Consider the following 14,352-nt stretch of genomic DNA (forward strand, 5'->3'; position numbering starts at 1 on the left):
CCAAAACAAATAGACAAAACAAAGAACTCATTCTAATCTCATCTAAAATAGTATAACTTCATTTTATCATTGATAAATTTTGACATTCTTAAACAAATTATTTGCTTAAAATTCACTAAAATAAAGTTTCATTTTTATCTACTATAATATAAAAACTTTTTAACTAAAAACCTGCTCCAGTAGGCATTTATTATGCTATTAAAAAATACTTTCACACGCTTTGGTCATATTTCTGTTTTAATCCATTGGCTAGCCGCCCTTGCTGTTTACGGGATGTTTGGCCTTGGATTATGGATGGTGACATTAAGTTATTACGACACTTGGTATCATCGCGCACCGGAACTTCATAAGAGTATCGGTATATTTCTTTTCATTGTCATGGTCATCCGGGTCATATGGCGATTTATCTCTCCCCCACCAAAACCACTGGCAAGTTATAGCCTCTTTACACGCATCAGCTCAATACTTGTTCATTTAACGCTCTATATTGTTCTGTTTGGCATTTTAATCAGCGGTTACCTGATTTCTACCGCAGATGGTGAAGCTATTAATGTTTTTGGGTGGTTTGAAGTCCCCGCCACTCTTACAGAGCAAGGAATACAAGCTGATACTGCCGGTGTTATCCATCTCTACTTTGCCTGGATTGTTGTAGTAATTTCGCTACTGCATGGGCTGGCGGCATTAAAACATCACTTTATTGACCGCGATATCACCTTAAAAAGAATGTTTGGTTGCAATCCCGATAAGAAATAATTTTTGGAGAATGATTATATGGTGAATAAGACTGTACTGAAAAAATCGCTAATCGGCCTGACAGCAGGCGTTTTATTGATGGGCACCAGCTCAGCAATGGCTGCTAACTATAAAATCGATATTGCCGGTCAACATGCCTTTATTGAATTTCGCATTCAACATTTGGGTATAAGCTGGCTTCACGGTGGCTTCAGGAAATTTGACGGCAAATTTACCTTTGATGCCCAAAATCCTGCCGCAGATAAAGTTAATGTCACTATTAAAACAAACAGCGTTGATACGAATCATGCTGAGCGTGATAAGCACTTACGCAGCCCTGATTTCCTGAACACGGCAAAATATCCAGAGGCTAAGTTCACGTCAACCGAAGTGAAAAAAACAGGGGAAAACTACACCATCATCGGTGATCTGACATTAAATGGCATCACCAAGCCAGTGACACTGAACGCCAAATTAACCGGGGAAGGCAATGACCCTTGGGGCGGATACCGTGCAGGCTTTGAAGCTAATGGAAAAATCAAATTGAAAGATTTTAATATTAAAGGCGATTTGGGGCCAAAAAGTCAGGAAGTCGAGTTAGTCATTTCTGTTGAAGGTGTGAGAGAAAAAGCTTAATCGTGAAAGAACGCGGTATGTTTAGGTTACCGCGTTCTTTTTTATGTTTTATGGCTTCATAACCGATGGAGATCGATTATCTACGTCATACTTTAGTGGCACGCCATGCTGATTGAGCAATCAATTCATCAACATGGCGTGTGATCGATTCCAAAGCATTATGAGCTGCATAATCTGCCTTAATAATCTGTGCCTGCTGATGCCATATAGGAGAGGATAATATCCTTGTCACTGCCTGATATAGCTGTTGCTCACTTGGTGTGTCAGTATGCAGGCTGATGCCACAACGTGACCAGATTACGCGAGCAACCGCTTCCAATTTACCATCTCCTGTTCCTGCAACCACCAGCGGAACACCATGACGAATAGCAGAATTCAGTGAACCATAACCCCCATTAGTAATGAAAACTGATGCACGGGGAAGCCAGTGTTCAAAATTGAGATATTCCACCACCCTGGCATTTTCTGGAATGTCTTCTCCCAGTTTGTCAAAAGAACGACCGCCTGTAATCGCCAAGACCCGAACTGGCAGGTTTGCCAGTGCCCGCAATGTGGGCAACAATAATTGGTTAAAATCAATATTTGCCAGTGTTCCCTGAGTCACCAGGATCAACGGCAGGCTTTCATCCGGCCAATTTATCTGAGTGTTATCATCCTCCACTTTCACACCCAATGATCCGATAAACTCCACCGTTTCAGGTAAATCATCACGGGAAAATTCAAATGACTCAGTTGCCAGTTGCAAGAAACGATCCACACTGCTCATCAGAACATCGTTGTGATCTCTGGTCAGAGGCGGACAATCTACAGCAGCCAGTGTCTGATTAAAGGCTTCCCGGACTTGTTTGATCAACTGTTGTGTTTCCTCATCCACCAATTGTTCACGAGTTAAATCGGCGGGTAACAATTCAGGCGGGATACGAGGCCCCCAGAATATCGTATCTCTTGATGACCACGGCAGTGGCGTAACACCAATGGCAATCACAGGAATACGTTCACCAGCCGATTTCTGCAATAATGGCAGTGCTGAATAAAATGTATTGTCGATAATCAAAAGGTCAGCTTGTTCTTCTTCAAGTACCTGCATTAATTGGCTGGACAACACAGGGATAGGAGCTGCAAAAAACTGCCTCACTGCCAGCGCCATTTGAGCATTTCCGGGAGCCAGCTCACCTCGTTCAGGGAAGTGTTTTTCCAGGCAACGATAGTCAACATCCACTTGTTTATCGAAAGAAACAAAACTGGCTCCCAACGCTTCGGCCTGCTCTTGAAAAAGAGAACCGCTGAATATCGTTACATCATGTCCTTGTGCTATTAAATGCGCCGAAATCGTAAATACAGGAAAAACATGACCCGGGGTTGCAACAGCAGCTAAAACAATACGAGACATCAATCAAAACTCCCTTAAAACAGTCGTTGCTTAATCCGGATTTGAAACTGAAATAGTGCGAAAACTGTGATTTTCACAAACAGGTTCGCCATGGATATGTACCCGCTGGATATGACGAGGAGAGCGGGAAATAAAAGCTTCACGTCCATGTAATAAAGTAAAATTATCGCTGATGGCAATATCGCCGGACTGCCATTGGTGAGAATATAAATAACGCGGATCATATAACCGCTCGTATAGCGCTTTCTCCAGTGTTTCCTGCTCTTCCTGTGATAATCCGTGCATAACTAAAGAGTGATGATCGGCATATTTCCCATCTTCTTTATTCATCGGCTCATTGTAACGAAGTACCCATCGCTTACCGTCAGGATGGGGACAAATCAGCGGTGAAACCACTTCTCCGCCATAATGTGTCACCTTACTTGTGCGATACGTAATCGTTATATCTTTCCATTTATTGCGCTCGTCATCGCTGGCATCAGCAATTAATTTCTCAGTATTGACGAACGTGGTTCGCCCTCCCTGAGCAGCCTCTGGTGCAGCCACGCAGTGAAATATCTGAAATTCAGGGATTGTCTCCCTGTACATTCCATCCCAATGTAACGGTAAATTACCGCTGTCCAAAACATGATCAGAAGGTTCAGGATGTTCCATCACATCCAATACCGCACCAAATGACCACATCATGATTTCACCCCAGCGGCTGGAATATTCTGTCAACTTCTCTTTATCCGTAAAACCAGACTGGAATCCGCGCAATACCACCAACAGATGAGTGCGGGCCAATTCACGCAAGGCATCAACCGGCAACGTAGTGATATCTTGATCAGGATAATTAGGTGTAATCAGCAGCCCAAACGGTTTTACCACTTCAATATTGCAATCAAGTTCATATGTATTCATGATTTTTTCTCTCAAAATTGGGTATATCACAGGGTTATTCTTCTGCCTGTGCTGCCTTTAGGGATTTTGTTTGTTGATTTTCTTCAGATACCCTATCAATCAAGTAATGGCTTGGCACACCACGAATTTCGATCAGTTGTCCCTGCATCTGTTTCACTTCATCACTTTTCATCAGAACGAACTGACCATTGATGTTGGCGGCCACACCGTGCCACGGTGTTAACCAATCATCCCGGGTCGGCATCATATGAATACCAATTTTGATGCTGTCTACAGGCTGTGGATGAATGGAGAGACGAATTGCCAATGGGAATTGTTCTGCAAGCAAGTTACCCCAAGCCCAACTACGCTGAATAACCCCAACAGATCGCTGACGTGCATCTTTCTGCAACGCATTTTTCGATCCTGTATATTCTGGCAATAAACTATCCTCATAAAGAAAACGCGTAATAGCCCGATATAATTGAATACCTTCTTCGTTTTCTTTGAGAGTTTCCTTAATTTCTTCTATTGAAGACGCATAACGACTCACCAATAATTCACGTAGTTGATCATAATCATTGGTATATTGCGTGAGTGATTCAACATTGCCGAGATTGAAAACTGAAAGATGAGTTGCACCTAATTCTTGCAGTAGCTTTTCAATTTCCAATTGGTAATGAGTAATGGTGTTATCATCAACCCGAATAAGATCACTGAATACATGTCCATCAGAACAAATAACAATATTTGCTCCAGGCGGATAATAAAGCTGAATGCGCTGGCAAAGAGAATTTAAAAAAATCAATGATAATTTTTCCGCCATATCAGGCAGCTTACCTAATACTTTGCGGGGGTTTGGTGATTTTGTCGGGAATGCTGGCAAAATGCACTCAATGGGCTTACCTTGCTCCACAAATGCACGAATACGTGGTAGCTGAACTTCTGAAACTCTCTTTTCTTCATATTGAAGCGAATGTTCAGACTCCGGGAAACGCCGCCTATACTGTAATAATTCATGCAGAATCTTATTCGACACTTTCTCTATGTCAAAATGTTCCATAACTCTTTCCTAATTGATTACATCTACACTATAGCCAACGAAAGTTACGTTGACAGAACGTAAATAATTATATTTATAAAATACCAACTCACTTGCTTCTTTATATAGACAAACAAAAAAATAAAAACATATAGAATAAAAATTCATAAGATATAACCAAAGCACAAATAAAAAACATTAGGGCTTTTATCTTATTTAATGGTGTTTATAGCATTCCCATAAAAATCACGGAGCTAAATATATATCATTATAATTTCACAAAACAATTAAATTTTTTAAAAAAATAATTCAATTTTTTTGACATTGGAACTTAATCTAAATAATTAGGATGTTTTCTGCAAAAATGATGTCCTTAAGCTATATTAATTAAACATCTAATATTATTTATTATAGGTACGAAAAAACGTAATTAGTGAATTTACCGGTCAATTTGAGTGAAGGATGAACACAATGCCATATGTTCATAATCAACTCATTAAATCTCGATCCGTTATCATTTCTGGAGAAATTACAATGAGAGCTGTTTTTCTGTCAGGCAACACAGGCGGTATTATCCAAAATCAATAATAACCGCCTGATTTCTTTATCATCTACCTAAGTTATTGGGCATTTTCGTTTTATCCAGCATCCATAAAAAATCCTTCTCTGTAACAGGCTCAAAACCAAATTTTCTATAAAGCCCTCCCGCATTAGAAGTGACCAATGCCACATTTTGTACTTGAGGAATGACCGGATGTTGCAAAATACATTCCACCAGCCAACGTCCTAATCCTTTTTTCTGGTATTCATCAATAATAAATACATCTGAGATATAAGATAATATGGCAAAGTCAGTTATTAATCTGGCGAATCCAATTTCTTTATCGCGATGAAACAGTCCAAAGCATAAACTATTCTCTATCGCAGTTTTGACTCTTTCAAACTCAATGCCGCGCGCCCAAAATAATTGCGATAATTCACTATGTACGAAATGAATATTAATTTTTCTCTTATCTGTTGTTATCCAATATTCACCTCGTTCCCATGTTATATTTTGCTCCATCATTTTTCCTTTTAAGAAAAGATTGAACGGTGAAGAAAATTTATCATAAAAATGAGAAAAAAAGCCACGCTATAGCATGGCTTTTCAAAATGAGAGGAATATTAATTAATAAATCAAGCTTCTTTCTGTAATAGTATCCGATATATCAATCCACCAATAGCACCACCAATTAATGGAATCAACCAAAATACCCAAAGTTGCTCCAAAGCCCAGGTTCCTTGAAAAAGAGCAACTGCTGTACTTCTTGCCGGGTTAACAGACGTATTGGTCACAGGAATACTGATTAAATGAATAAGGGTTAAAGACAGACCAATAGCTAATGGTGCGAAGCCTGCCGGCGCATTTTTATCTGTTGCCCCAAGAATGATCATTAAGAAAAATGCGGTTAATACTAATTCAATAATAATTGCAGCCTGTAATGAAAAACCACCTGGAGAATGTTCGCCGTAACCATTAGAGGCGAAACCACTTGCCGTTGCATCAAAACCACTTTTACCACTGGCGATAAGATAAAGCACTGCCGCCGCCGCAATCCCGCCAATCACTTGGGCAATGATATAAGGAATGACATCTTTTGCAGAAATACGCCCCCCTGCAAATAATCCCAATGTTACCGCAGGATTAAAATGCCCTCCTGAAATATGCCCCACGGCATAGGCCATTGTCACCACAGTTAAACCAAAAGCCAGAGATACCCCCACAAAACCAATCCCCAGCTGCGGAAATGCTGCCGCTAAAACAGCACTGCCACATCCACCAAACACCAACCAAAAAGTACCAAAGAATTCTGCTGATAATTTTTTAAACATTCTACGATTCCTCAATGATATTTGCATGAATGCAAAAGAATCCAAAAACAGTTTAGTTAGTATTTTTAAATATGGGCAAGGAATCACAGGCAGAAAAAAGGAGAAAAAAATATCATCAATGTAATCTTAAGATTCAGTTTATTACAGGATGCTCTACTGTTAACTTGGTGACAAATAATGTTGTAGAAACATCTTGTTTATTGAAAGTATTAATCATTTAAAAACAGAAAATAATGTTATAAATCGAACAACCTGAGTTTAATATAACGAAAACTCAGGTTGTTGATTTACCAAGTCAATAGATTATTTATGCACTGCTGTCTTGACTTCATCCGATGCCTGCCAAATACGATATTTGACTGCCATCGATTTTGGTGTATATACCACGATAGGTAATTTGCTGTTATAACGTATAGCCGCATCCTTACCTAAATTAACCTGAACAAAGCGTACAGTTTTTTCCTTGGTTGGACATGCCATTTTTGTTGAAGCGGGGCCAGAGACTTTATTTAGCTCATAATAATTGTATCCCCATCCTTCCAATACTTTTGTCTCCAACTTGCCACCAAACCAATGATGGTTACAATCTACTTTCATGTCCTTGCCAATCATCAACTCAACCATGTAGTTGTTTTCATGCTCTTGCTGAGGAAGTTCAATCACACTGCGTACCATTCCCTCAGGAGCAGCAGGATAAGGTGCTACATCTTCCAGTTTTTTGTCAGCGAAAACAGAAGTCGATACCATCAAAGCAGCTAAAGGAAATAGATATTTTTTCATATATCACCTCTGAATATATTTAAAAAGGAGATTGAATCATAACAACAAAAACACTGATGTGAATTATGTTTTTTTGGCAATGCACTGATTTTCAGGCTTATTCCATAAACTTGAAGTATATTCAATAAATTTTAATATTAATTTTTATTAACAATAAGTTAGACACACAAAGAGTACCCGATCTTTTTATGTGATATCTCTCAAATCTGAGATTACAATGGGCTGCTACACTCATATAGTGTGGTAGTAAATTTCGTATAGGAGGTCTCATGTTTCCAGAATATCGTGATTTAGTATCCAACCTGAAAGAATCTCATCCCCGCTTCCAATCCCTGTTTGAAAAACATAACCGACTTGACCACGAGATAACCCAGCTTGAAGGCCCAAATGGAACTGGCTACAGCGATAAAGTTATACGTCTGAAAAAAGAAAAATTACACATCAAAGATGAGATGCAAAGGATTTTGCAGGCAGAATCTCAGAAATAGTCCTGCCAATAATTTTAACGCCTGCTTTGTTAATAAGTAGGCGTCATATGATGTTCTCGATTAGAGAACCTCGCCAATTCCACATCCATAAAAAAGCCACCATAACGGTGGCAAAAACTGGAGCAATGATTTCTTCGTTATTTATTGTGCGGCAGCCGCTTTCTGGCGAGATTGTCTCTTAGCTTTTGCCTTTGGATGCGGCGTTACATTCTGGACTTCACCCGGCTTAGAAATGAAACGGACAAAGGTTTCATGGCTGACGAACGTTGCTCCACAATTGATGTTCTGACATTGGTTATAGCGCTCCTTTGTTTGGCTTGAATGCTCGAAGCTGCTACGAGTATGCGCTGACTGACCACACAGAGGACACTTAATCATATTGTTCACCTTTCTTGAAATAATATCTTCTCGTCTGGTGAACAATATACCAAAGATCTCATATTGAGATCAAGTATTTATTTCGGTACCCTCCGTTTTGATCTCAACATCATCAATTTTAATTTCGAGATCTAATGATGTCGTAAAACCACTGTCATTAAGGTTGTGAGTTACTTTCACCAACGTCCAATGAGTTCCATCAATTTCCTTCTTAAATCCTTTGAGCTGGATAGGCGTTTCAGGGTAGATATCTGCACGCCCTTTCGCCAATGTGATAGAGAATTGCGCTGCGCCTCGCTGCATTTTTTCCCAAGCAGCTTTGGCAGCTCGCTCCGCACTTTCCTTGTTAGAATAAACACGCGAAAGCGTCAGAACATTCTCCTGTGTTCCCACCAAATAATTTGCAGACTCTTGCTGTACCGTGGTTGTTTTATGATGCTCAATCGTTGATTCATGCTGCTCCTCATAGGATACACTTCCCTCAATCTTGATATTCCTTTCTCTATTGATACCTCCGCTATCCCTGTTTTTCCTTTTACGTCCGTCTTGTCCCTTTTGAATATAAGCAGGCTTATCCTTTCCTTTTGTTTTGTTGTTTTTCTTCGTTAAATTGACGCCACCTTTCTTATTCAGACTTACTCCGCCAGACTTAGCAGGCTCCACTCCACGAGAAGGTTCACTTTTACGACCTTTTTCTTTTTTAGAGATTGGAGATTCTTTTTTCTTGGCAGAATCTTTCTCTTTTTGGGAAGTCTTTTTGTCTTTTTGAGAAGAACTTTTGTCTGATGATTTGCTCTCGCTGCTTCCATATTCAAGGGTAATTTCAACTTTCCCGCTCTTTGATTCCGCCCGTCTCAGTTTAACTGTCTGCTTAGTGGCTACGCGTGTATCCTGCCATTGGGCAACGACACCGGTATAGGCTTCACGATCAGACAGAGAAAACCGGTGGCTATCCCCTGATTCACGAGTAATCATCACAAGTGGAATATCCTCACCACTCGCCGTTTTATTCTGCCCTTGTCGAACAAACAACAACTCACCATTTTTGACGGAAGCAATTGCCCCTTCTTGTTTTGCTATACGAGTCAAAAAGCTCACGTCAGACTCAGTAGTCTGATCGATATGCATGGAGATACCTTTCAACTCCTCACTGATTTTGAATGTCAGTTGGTTTCTCGTGGCAATCGCACTCACAATGTTTTCTAACGTATGCTTATGGTAAGACTTTTCGCGTTTGACATTCAGATCACCACGAAAATCCGCACTGCGAGCACGAATTGTCAGTCGATCAGGAGCACCAGAATGTTCGATTTCATCAACAACAAATTTTCCCTTTGGGGTTAAGGGGTGGCCATGCCACCCTAATTCCAGTATCAGAACATCACCCCGGGAAGGAAATATAAGTTTCCCATCCGCATCATCCAACTCAATATCTAGCTGATCTGATTCCAAGCCGCGGTTATCCGTCAATGTTAGCGACATTAAGCGTGATTGAATTTTGCCAGTGATATCCTTGTTATTGGTTTCCAATCGAAAAGCCGGTGCACCATCTTTGCCAGTAATCAAATCAAATTGTGGAACCCAATCTGTACTTGGTATCCACTGTTGAAAATCTATCATGAGAATGTTCCCTTAACTTTATCAATGGCTTGATCCTTTAGTTTATAAAGCTCATCCAATGAGTTAGGCAGTTTGTCCCGTATTTCAGATAGCTGATCTTGCAAATCTCCCAACATTTCAAGCAGATTGTTATCAACCCGCCGTAAGGTCAGTGTAAAACTGATTTTTCTGGCCGCACCGCCCGACATAAATTCCGTTTTTGTCTCATCAATGCTTTCGATAACGAACATGCCATAAATCACACCACTACCATCAATGAAAGACCATGCTTTGCCGCTGTCCGCCATTAATTTCAATGCGGTCAGAGAAAGAGAACCACCTGTCAGCTCAGGATAAAGTTCCCCTGATAGCGTGACCGTGTCATTATCCGGACCGATAAACTGCCAGGCAGGCCGTGCTCCCACACGGCTATTGAAGGCATGTCTCCAGCTTTGTTTATGTTGAAAACTCTGGTATGGCGTTGTTTTCAACATAAAAACAAATAAACCAAGTGCAGCCATCATGAGAATAATTCCTCCCTATCAGAATATGAGCTACGCATACGGGCTTGCTGTATACGTTCCCGTTGTTCCAGTTCCTGTCTGACCATGCGGGCAATATCCTGAGCGGATTGTCCCTGTGAGCCATAGACATAAATGTTATATTGTGGTGCTGCGCCACTATATTGCTGTGGCTGGCTCCGCTCTCTCTTCGCCTGAACTTCCTCATAAGCATGAGCTGGCAAACTTTGCACATGTAACGGTGCATCTTGTGCCGCTACAGGCAATGACATTGAGCTAACAGCAAGCCCCAAAGCAGCAAACTTCGCCGTATTTACCCGGCTGGTCACATTTGCTGAGCCGCTGACTAATTCAGGGCCACGTTCGCCGACAATGGCAATATCCCCAGCAGAGACATATCCACCTTTATCTCTTAACTTTGGCGTAATATTCTGCGCTTGTTGGACTGTTTCACTCTTGGTAATTTGCTCTGATTTCTTTAATTCAACTTCCTTTTTATCATCACCACCACCAAAGAATGATTTAACTGCATCACCAAAACTTTTGAATTTATCTTTCAGAGTGTTCCACTTTTCTTGAATACCTCCTAATAGGGCATCGATCATTTCCGAACCGGCAGCTTTTAATTTTTCTGGAATCGCCTGAACATCAGTAACAATTTCATTCCATTTATCTGAAATTGATTTTTTAACACTCTCCCAAATTTCTGATGTATTCTGTTTAACCGATTCCCAAACTCCACTTATTGTCGCTTTAACCGATTCCCAGGCTTCTGAAGCGCTTTGTTTAATGGTATCCCAGTTTTGGTAAATAATGCCGATGAGCCCCCCACTCATGAAATAGCTCTTAATACCTTCCCATGCAGTATTAACAAGGTTTTTAATTCCTTCCCAAGCACCGCTAAAGATATTTTTAACGCTTTCCCATAAAGCGGTAAATTTTGGCCCCAATGATTCCCAATTCTGCCAAATATAAATAGCAGCCATTGCAATAACACCAATAATGGCAAGAATTGGGTTTGCCATCATAGCCCGACCAATAAACAGTATTGCTTTACCTAATACACTGAAAGCATTACTTAAAAAAGATAAGCCTTTTACACCAACACTTGCCAGAATATTTATTCCGTTACCCAAAACACCAAAAACTTTTTGACCAATATTTCCTAATACACCCAATCCTCTACTTTGTTTGCCAAAAGTATCTTTATTTCCTTTATTAGATAGCAGATCAGCACCATCATTAAGTGAGCCAAAAACCTTATTCCCGGTTTTACCAAAAAAATCCATGGCGGCTCTTAGTGCTTCCAAAGCCTCAGTTCCGAATTGTGCAAATGCCTTCAAGCCATCTCTTAAATTCTCCATCGCCTGAATACCGACCTGCGCAAATCTATTCAAATTGGCTCTTAATTCTTCCAGTCCCTGAACCCCAATCTGAGTAAATATATCCAGACTGGATTTCAACTTATCCAGTGCCTGAACACCCAATTGGGCAAAGAAATTGAGGCTGGCTTTTAATTCTTCAAACGCTTTCAGCCCCAGCTGGGTAAAGACATCCAGCGGTGCCAGCAATCTGTCCAGCGCCTGCACGCCCAACTGGACAAACGAATCCAGTGTGGCTTTCAGCTTGTCCAGTGCCTGAACACCCAAGTCGGCAAAGAAGGCGAGGCTGGCTTTTAATTCTTCAAACGCTTTCAGCCCCAGCTGGGTAAAGACATCCAGCGGTGCCAGCAATCTGTCCAGCGCCTGCACGCCCAGCTGGACAAACGAATCCAGCGTGGCTTTCAGCTTGTCCAGTGCCTGAACGCCCAAATCAGCAAAGAAGGCCAGGCTGGCTTTTAATTCTTCAAACGCTTTCAACCCCAGCTGGGTAAAGACATCCAGCGGTGCCAACAATCTGTCCAGCGCCTGCACGCCCAGCTGGACAAACGAATCCAGCGTGGCTTTCAGCTTGTCCAGTGCCTGAACGCCCAAATCAGCAAAGAAGGCGAGGCTGGCTTTTAATTCTTCAAACGCTTTCAGCCCCAGCTGGGTAAAGACATCCAGCGGTGCCAGCAATCTGTCCAGCGCCTGCACGCCCAGCTGGACAAAAGAATCCAGCGTGGCTTTCAGTTTACCAAATGCCAGAATACCCAACTGCGCAAAGAAATTAAGACTGGCCTTTAATTCAATAAAAGCCTGAATCCCTATCTGGGCAAAGAGATCCAAACTGGTACTTAATTTATTCAACGCCTGAATACCAATTTGAACAAATACATTTAGGCTGGCTCTTAATTGCACAAAAATATTAAGCCCCAATTGGGCAAAAAAATTCAGTTTCGCACTGAAAGTTGCAAATGCCTGAATACCTAGTTGAGCAAATATTGCCAAACTGATTTTTAATGAACCAAATGCTTTTATGCCAATATTGCCGAATATTTGTATATGACTAATTAATGTTTGGAATGTTACCTTTACAAAACCAGTCGTTAAATTCAGAACCCCATTAATTTTATTCAGCATGCCAAATAAAATTGTTATCTTAGGATTAATATTAATGACCAGCTTATCTAACAATGAAAAATTGTTAGTCATATTCCCAGTCACACCAACATTAAGTTCACTTTTCTTACTGGACGAATTATTTTGTCTGACACTTTGGGTTATTTGGGTAACATTGACTGATTGACTGGCGGCACTCACCTGCATCATTTTTGAGGAATTCTGCCGCACAGATAAAGATTGTTTAACTGTTTGATTATAGGCTTTAAGATCGGCACGCATACGCGCAGTTTCCTGCGCATATCCGACTATAGGTTTTAAACTCTCAATGCTCTTATTGAGCTTTTTAAACTGGTTATGGATTTTATCTACTGTATCCGCCAGCTTTTTCTGATACCGTTGAAAAGGTTTAAAGGAACTGGTCAGCTTTCCAACGGCACTCAATACCTTGTCTAGCTGCGACTGTATATTACTCATGTTCTGCACCACTTCTTAAAATGGCCCGATGTCGCCAGTCCAACAGTTCCGGCAGTGACATTTCATCTGTCACTGCCGGTGTCCAGTGAAAAACGGTGGCAATATCTGCCACCAATTCATCAACCGTTAATCGTTCTGGGAATCGGACTTGACCGACTTCGGCAACAAAAAATTGACCACCTCCACACTGAGATTAATCAGATCACCAGGTGACATCATCATCAGGTCATTTTTGGTCAATGCAGGGGTGGTAACACGCGGCAGGACAAGCAGCATAGAATCCACATCCATTTCCAGCAGTGCCTGCAAACGTGCACCGCGCAACGCACCGCTGTTAGGTTTGCGTACCATCACTTCCGTGATTTCGCCGTTGCCTCGTGCCAGTGGTGCTTCCAATTCGATGGTGCGCAGATCGTCATTTTGAGTATTCAGTGTTTCTGTCATGGTTCAACCTTGTTTATCCGATTAAAAGCCTGTCTCAACAAGCACGATTAATGCAAAGAAGAGACAGGAAATAAGTTTTAAAAAAGCTAATTGCTAAAAGAAGCGATTAAAAAAGACCGATAGCGCGGCGATGCTGCTCCAGACGATCTTCCCCACCTACTTTTTCAACCATGTTGATGGTGTCGATTTCAATCAGTTCTTCACCATTCCATGTCAGTTTGAAATAAGTGTTTTTGGCGGTGATTTTGGTCTGAGTGTTATCACCTTGTTTATAAGTACCGTGATCGAACTCTTGGAAGCGACCACGCATCACAACTTCGACTGCAACTACTTCACCGTTATCTTCACGCTCAAAAGAGCCAGCAAAGCGCAGCATGACACCGTCGGCTTTCGCGATGCCCCACTGTTTGTACAGTTGAGCTTCAACTCCACCCAGAGTGAATTCAGCATCCAGTGCGCCTTCATCCAGACCCAGATCCACCATTGCGCTGCCGTTCATGCCAGCACCGCGATAAGCTTCCAGCTTGCGGCTTAACTTAGGAAGAGTCAGTTCTTCCACAATCCCCTGATAGTTGTTGCCATCATTGAACAAGTTCAGGTATTTAAGTTTGCGAGGTAATGCCATCAGTTA

At 41.3% G+C, this 14,352-nt stretch carries 16 protein-coding genes; 3 read left to right on the plus strand and 13 right to left on the minus strand.

Annotation, left to right across the window (positions count from 1 at the left end; genetic code table 11):
- Positions 1 to 192 precede the first annotated feature (192 nt).
- Complete coding sequence (locus Xmir_RS07760; protein ID WP_099113823.1) at positions 193 to 753, plus strand: cytochrome b; 561 nt, start codon at positions 193 to 195, stop codon at positions 751 to 753.
- Positions 754 to 771: 18 nt separating this feature from the next.
- The gene (locus tag Xmir_RS07765) at positions 772 to 1,368 is read left to right on the plus strand and encodes a YceI family protein (RefSeq protein ID WP_099113824.1); all 597 of its coding nucleotides are present in this window, start codon (positions 772 to 774) and stop codon (positions 1,366 to 1,368) included.
- Positions 1,369 to 1,453: 85 nt separating this feature from the next.
- Here the strand turns inward: Xmir_RS07765 and Xmir_RS07770 are convergent, their stop codons facing one another.
- From Xmir_RS07770 to eco, 6 genes are all read right to left on the minus strand, one after another.
- Complete coding sequence (locus Xmir_RS07770) at positions 1,454 to 2,758, minus strand: rhabduscin glycosyltransferase (RefSeq protein WP_099113825.1); 1,305 nt, start codon at positions 2,756 to 2,758, stop codon at positions 1,454 to 1,456.
- A 30-nt stretch (positions 2,759 to 2,788) separates the two neighbouring features.
- Complete coding sequence (gene pvcB / locus Xmir_RS07775; protein WP_099113826.1) at positions 2,789 to 3,661, minus strand: tyrosine isonitrile desaturase/decarboxylase; 873 nt, start codon at positions 3,659 to 3,661, stop codon at positions 2,789 to 2,791.
- A gap of 34 nt (positions 3,662 to 3,695) precedes the next feature.
- On the minus strand, positions 3,696 to 4,703 hold the full coding sequence (gene pvcA, locus Xmir_RS07780; RefSeq protein ID WP_099113827.1) for an L-tyrosine isonitrile synthase: 1,008 nt from the start codon (positions 4,701 to 4,703) through the stop codon (positions 3,696 to 3,698).
- Between the two features lie 586 nt (positions 4,704 to 5,289).
- Entirely contained in the window at positions 5,290 to 5,745 is a 456-nt protein-coding gene (locus Xmir_RS07785) for a GNAT family N-acetyltransferase (RefSeq protein WP_099113828.1), read from the minus strand.
- A gap of 113 nt (positions 5,746 to 5,858) precedes the next feature.
- Positions 5,859 to 6,554, minus strand: a complete 696-nt coding sequence (gene aqpZ, locus Xmir_RS07790; protein ID WP_099113829.1) for an aquaporin Z — start codon at positions 6,552 to 6,554, stop codon at positions 5,859 to 5,861.
- Between the two features lie 303 nt (positions 6,555 to 6,857).
- Positions 6,858 to 7,334: a serine protease inhibitor ecotin gene (eco, locus tag Xmir_RS07795; RefSeq protein ID WP_099113830.1), complete on the minus strand. Its 477-nt coding sequence runs from the start codon at positions 7,332 to 7,334 to the stop codon at positions 6,858 to 6,860.
- Between the two features lie 269 nt (positions 7,335 to 7,603).
- Here eco and Xmir_RS07800 point away from each other — a divergent pair, with 269 nt between their 5' ends.
- On the plus strand, positions 7,604 to 7,822 hold the full coding sequence (locus tag Xmir_RS07800) for an HP1242/YdcH family protein (protein ID WP_099113831.1): 219 nt from the start codon (positions 7,604 to 7,606) through the stop codon (positions 7,820 to 7,822).
- A gap of 141 nt (positions 7,823 to 7,963) precedes the next feature.
- Here the strand turns inward: Xmir_RS07800 and Xmir_RS07805 are convergent, their stop codons facing one another.
- From Xmir_RS07805 to Xmir_RS07835, 7 genes are all read right to left on the minus strand, one after another.
- Positions 7,964 to 8,200: an ogr/Delta-like zinc finger family protein gene (locus tag Xmir_RS07805; protein ID WP_099113832.1), complete on the minus strand. Its 237-nt coding sequence runs from the start codon at positions 8,198 to 8,200 to the stop codon at positions 7,964 to 7,966.
- Between the two features lie 69 nt (positions 8,201 to 8,269).
- A complete protein-coding gene (locus Xmir_RS35015; protein WP_099113833.1) occupies positions 8,270 to 9,820 on the minus strand; it encodes a phage late control D family protein in 1,551 nt (516 codons plus the stop codon).
- Positions 9,817 to 10,323 (minus strand): phage tail protein, encoded by a 507-nt coding sequence (locus Xmir_RS07815; protein WP_099113834.1) that lies wholly within the window; start codon positions 10,321 to 10,323, stop codon positions 9,817 to 9,819. Before Xmir_RS07815 ends, Xmir_RS35015 begins: the two co-directional genes overlap by 4 nt.
- Positions 10,320 to 13,277 (minus strand): phage tail tape measure protein, encoded by a 2,958-nt coding sequence (locus Xmir_RS07820; protein WP_099113835.1) that lies wholly within the window; start codon positions 13,275 to 13,277, stop codon positions 10,320 to 10,322. Before Xmir_RS07820 ends, Xmir_RS07815 begins: the two co-directional genes overlap by 4 nt.
- The gene (locus tag Xmir_RS07825) at positions 13,270 to 13,389 is read right to left on the minus strand and encodes a GpE family phage tail protein (RefSeq protein ID WP_208620403.1); all 120 of its coding nucleotides are present in this window, start codon (positions 13,387 to 13,389) and stop codon (positions 13,270 to 13,272) included. Before Xmir_RS07825 ends, Xmir_RS07820 begins: the two co-directional genes overlap by 8 nt.
- 14 nt (positions 13,390 to 13,403) lie before the next feature.
- A complete protein-coding gene (locus tag Xmir_RS07830; protein ID WP_074020973.1) occupies positions 13,404 to 13,721 on the minus strand; it encodes a phage tail assembly protein in 318 nt (105 codons plus the stop codon).
- A 106-nt stretch (positions 13,722 to 13,827) separates the two neighbouring features.
- Complete coding sequence (locus Xmir_RS07835; RefSeq protein WP_099113837.1) at positions 13,828 to 14,346, minus strand: phage major tail tube protein; 519 nt, start codon at positions 14,344 to 14,346, stop codon at positions 13,828 to 13,830.
- Positions 14,347 to 14,352 lie beyond the last annotated feature (6 nt).

The organism is Xenorhabdus miraniensis, from assembly GCF_002632615.1.

Coding starts and splice junctions, on each gene's coding strand:
- Xmir_RS07770 (WP_099113825.1), bottom strand. CDS start 2,758: ATGTCTCGTATTGTTTTAGCTGCTGTTGCAACCCCGGGTCATGTTTTT.
- pvcB (WP_099113826.1), bottom strand. CDS start 3,661: ATGAATACATATGAACTTGATTGCAATATTGAAGTGGTAAAACCGTTT.
- Xmir_RS07830 (WP_074020973.1), bottom strand. CDS start 13,721: ATGACAGAAACACTGAATACTCAAAATGACGATCTGCGCACCATCGAA.
- Xmir_RS07805 (WP_099113832.1), bottom strand. CDS start 8,200: ATGATTAAGTGTCCTCTGTGTGGTCAGTCAGCGCATACTCGTAGCAGC.
- Xmir_RS07765 (WP_099113824.1), top strand. CDS start 772: ATGGTGAATAAGACTGTACTGAAAAAATCGCTAATCGGCCTGACAGCA.
- Xmir_RS35015 (WP_099113833.1), bottom strand. CDS start 9,820: ATGATAGATTTTCAACAGTGGATACCAAGTACAGATTGGGTTCCACAA.
- Xmir_RS07760 (WP_099113823.1), top strand. CDS start 193: ATGCTATTAAAAAATACTTTCACACGCTTTGGTCATATTTCTGTTTTA.
- Xmir_RS07785 (WP_099113828.1), bottom strand. CDS start 5,745: ATGGAGCAAAATATAACATGGGAACGAGGTGAATATTGGATAACAACA.
- Xmir_RS07815 (WP_099113834.1), bottom strand. CDS start 10,323: ATGATGGCTGCACTTGGTTTATTTGTTTTTATGTTGAAAACAACGCCA.
- Xmir_RS07820 (WP_099113835.1), bottom strand. CDS start 13,277: ATGAGTAATATACAGTCGCAGCTAGACAAGGTATTGAGTGCCGTTGGA.
- Xmir_RS07800 (WP_099113831.1), top strand. CDS start 7,604: ATGTTTCCAGAATATCGTGATTTAGTATCCAACCTGAAAGAATCTCAT.
- eco (WP_099113830.1), bottom strand. CDS start 7,334: ATGAAAAAATATCTATTTCCTTTAGCTGCTTTGATGGTATCGACTTCT.
- pvcA (WP_099113827.1), bottom strand. CDS start 4,703: ATGGAACATTTTGACATAGAGAAAGTGTCGAATAAGATTCTGCATGAA.
- aqpZ (WP_099113829.1), bottom strand. CDS start 6,554: ATGTTTAAAAAATTATCAGCAGAATTCTTTGGTACTTTTTGGTTGGTG.
- Xmir_RS07835 (WP_099113837.1), bottom strand. CDS start 14,346: ATGGCATTACCTCGCAAACTTAAATACCTGAACTTGTTCAATGATGGC.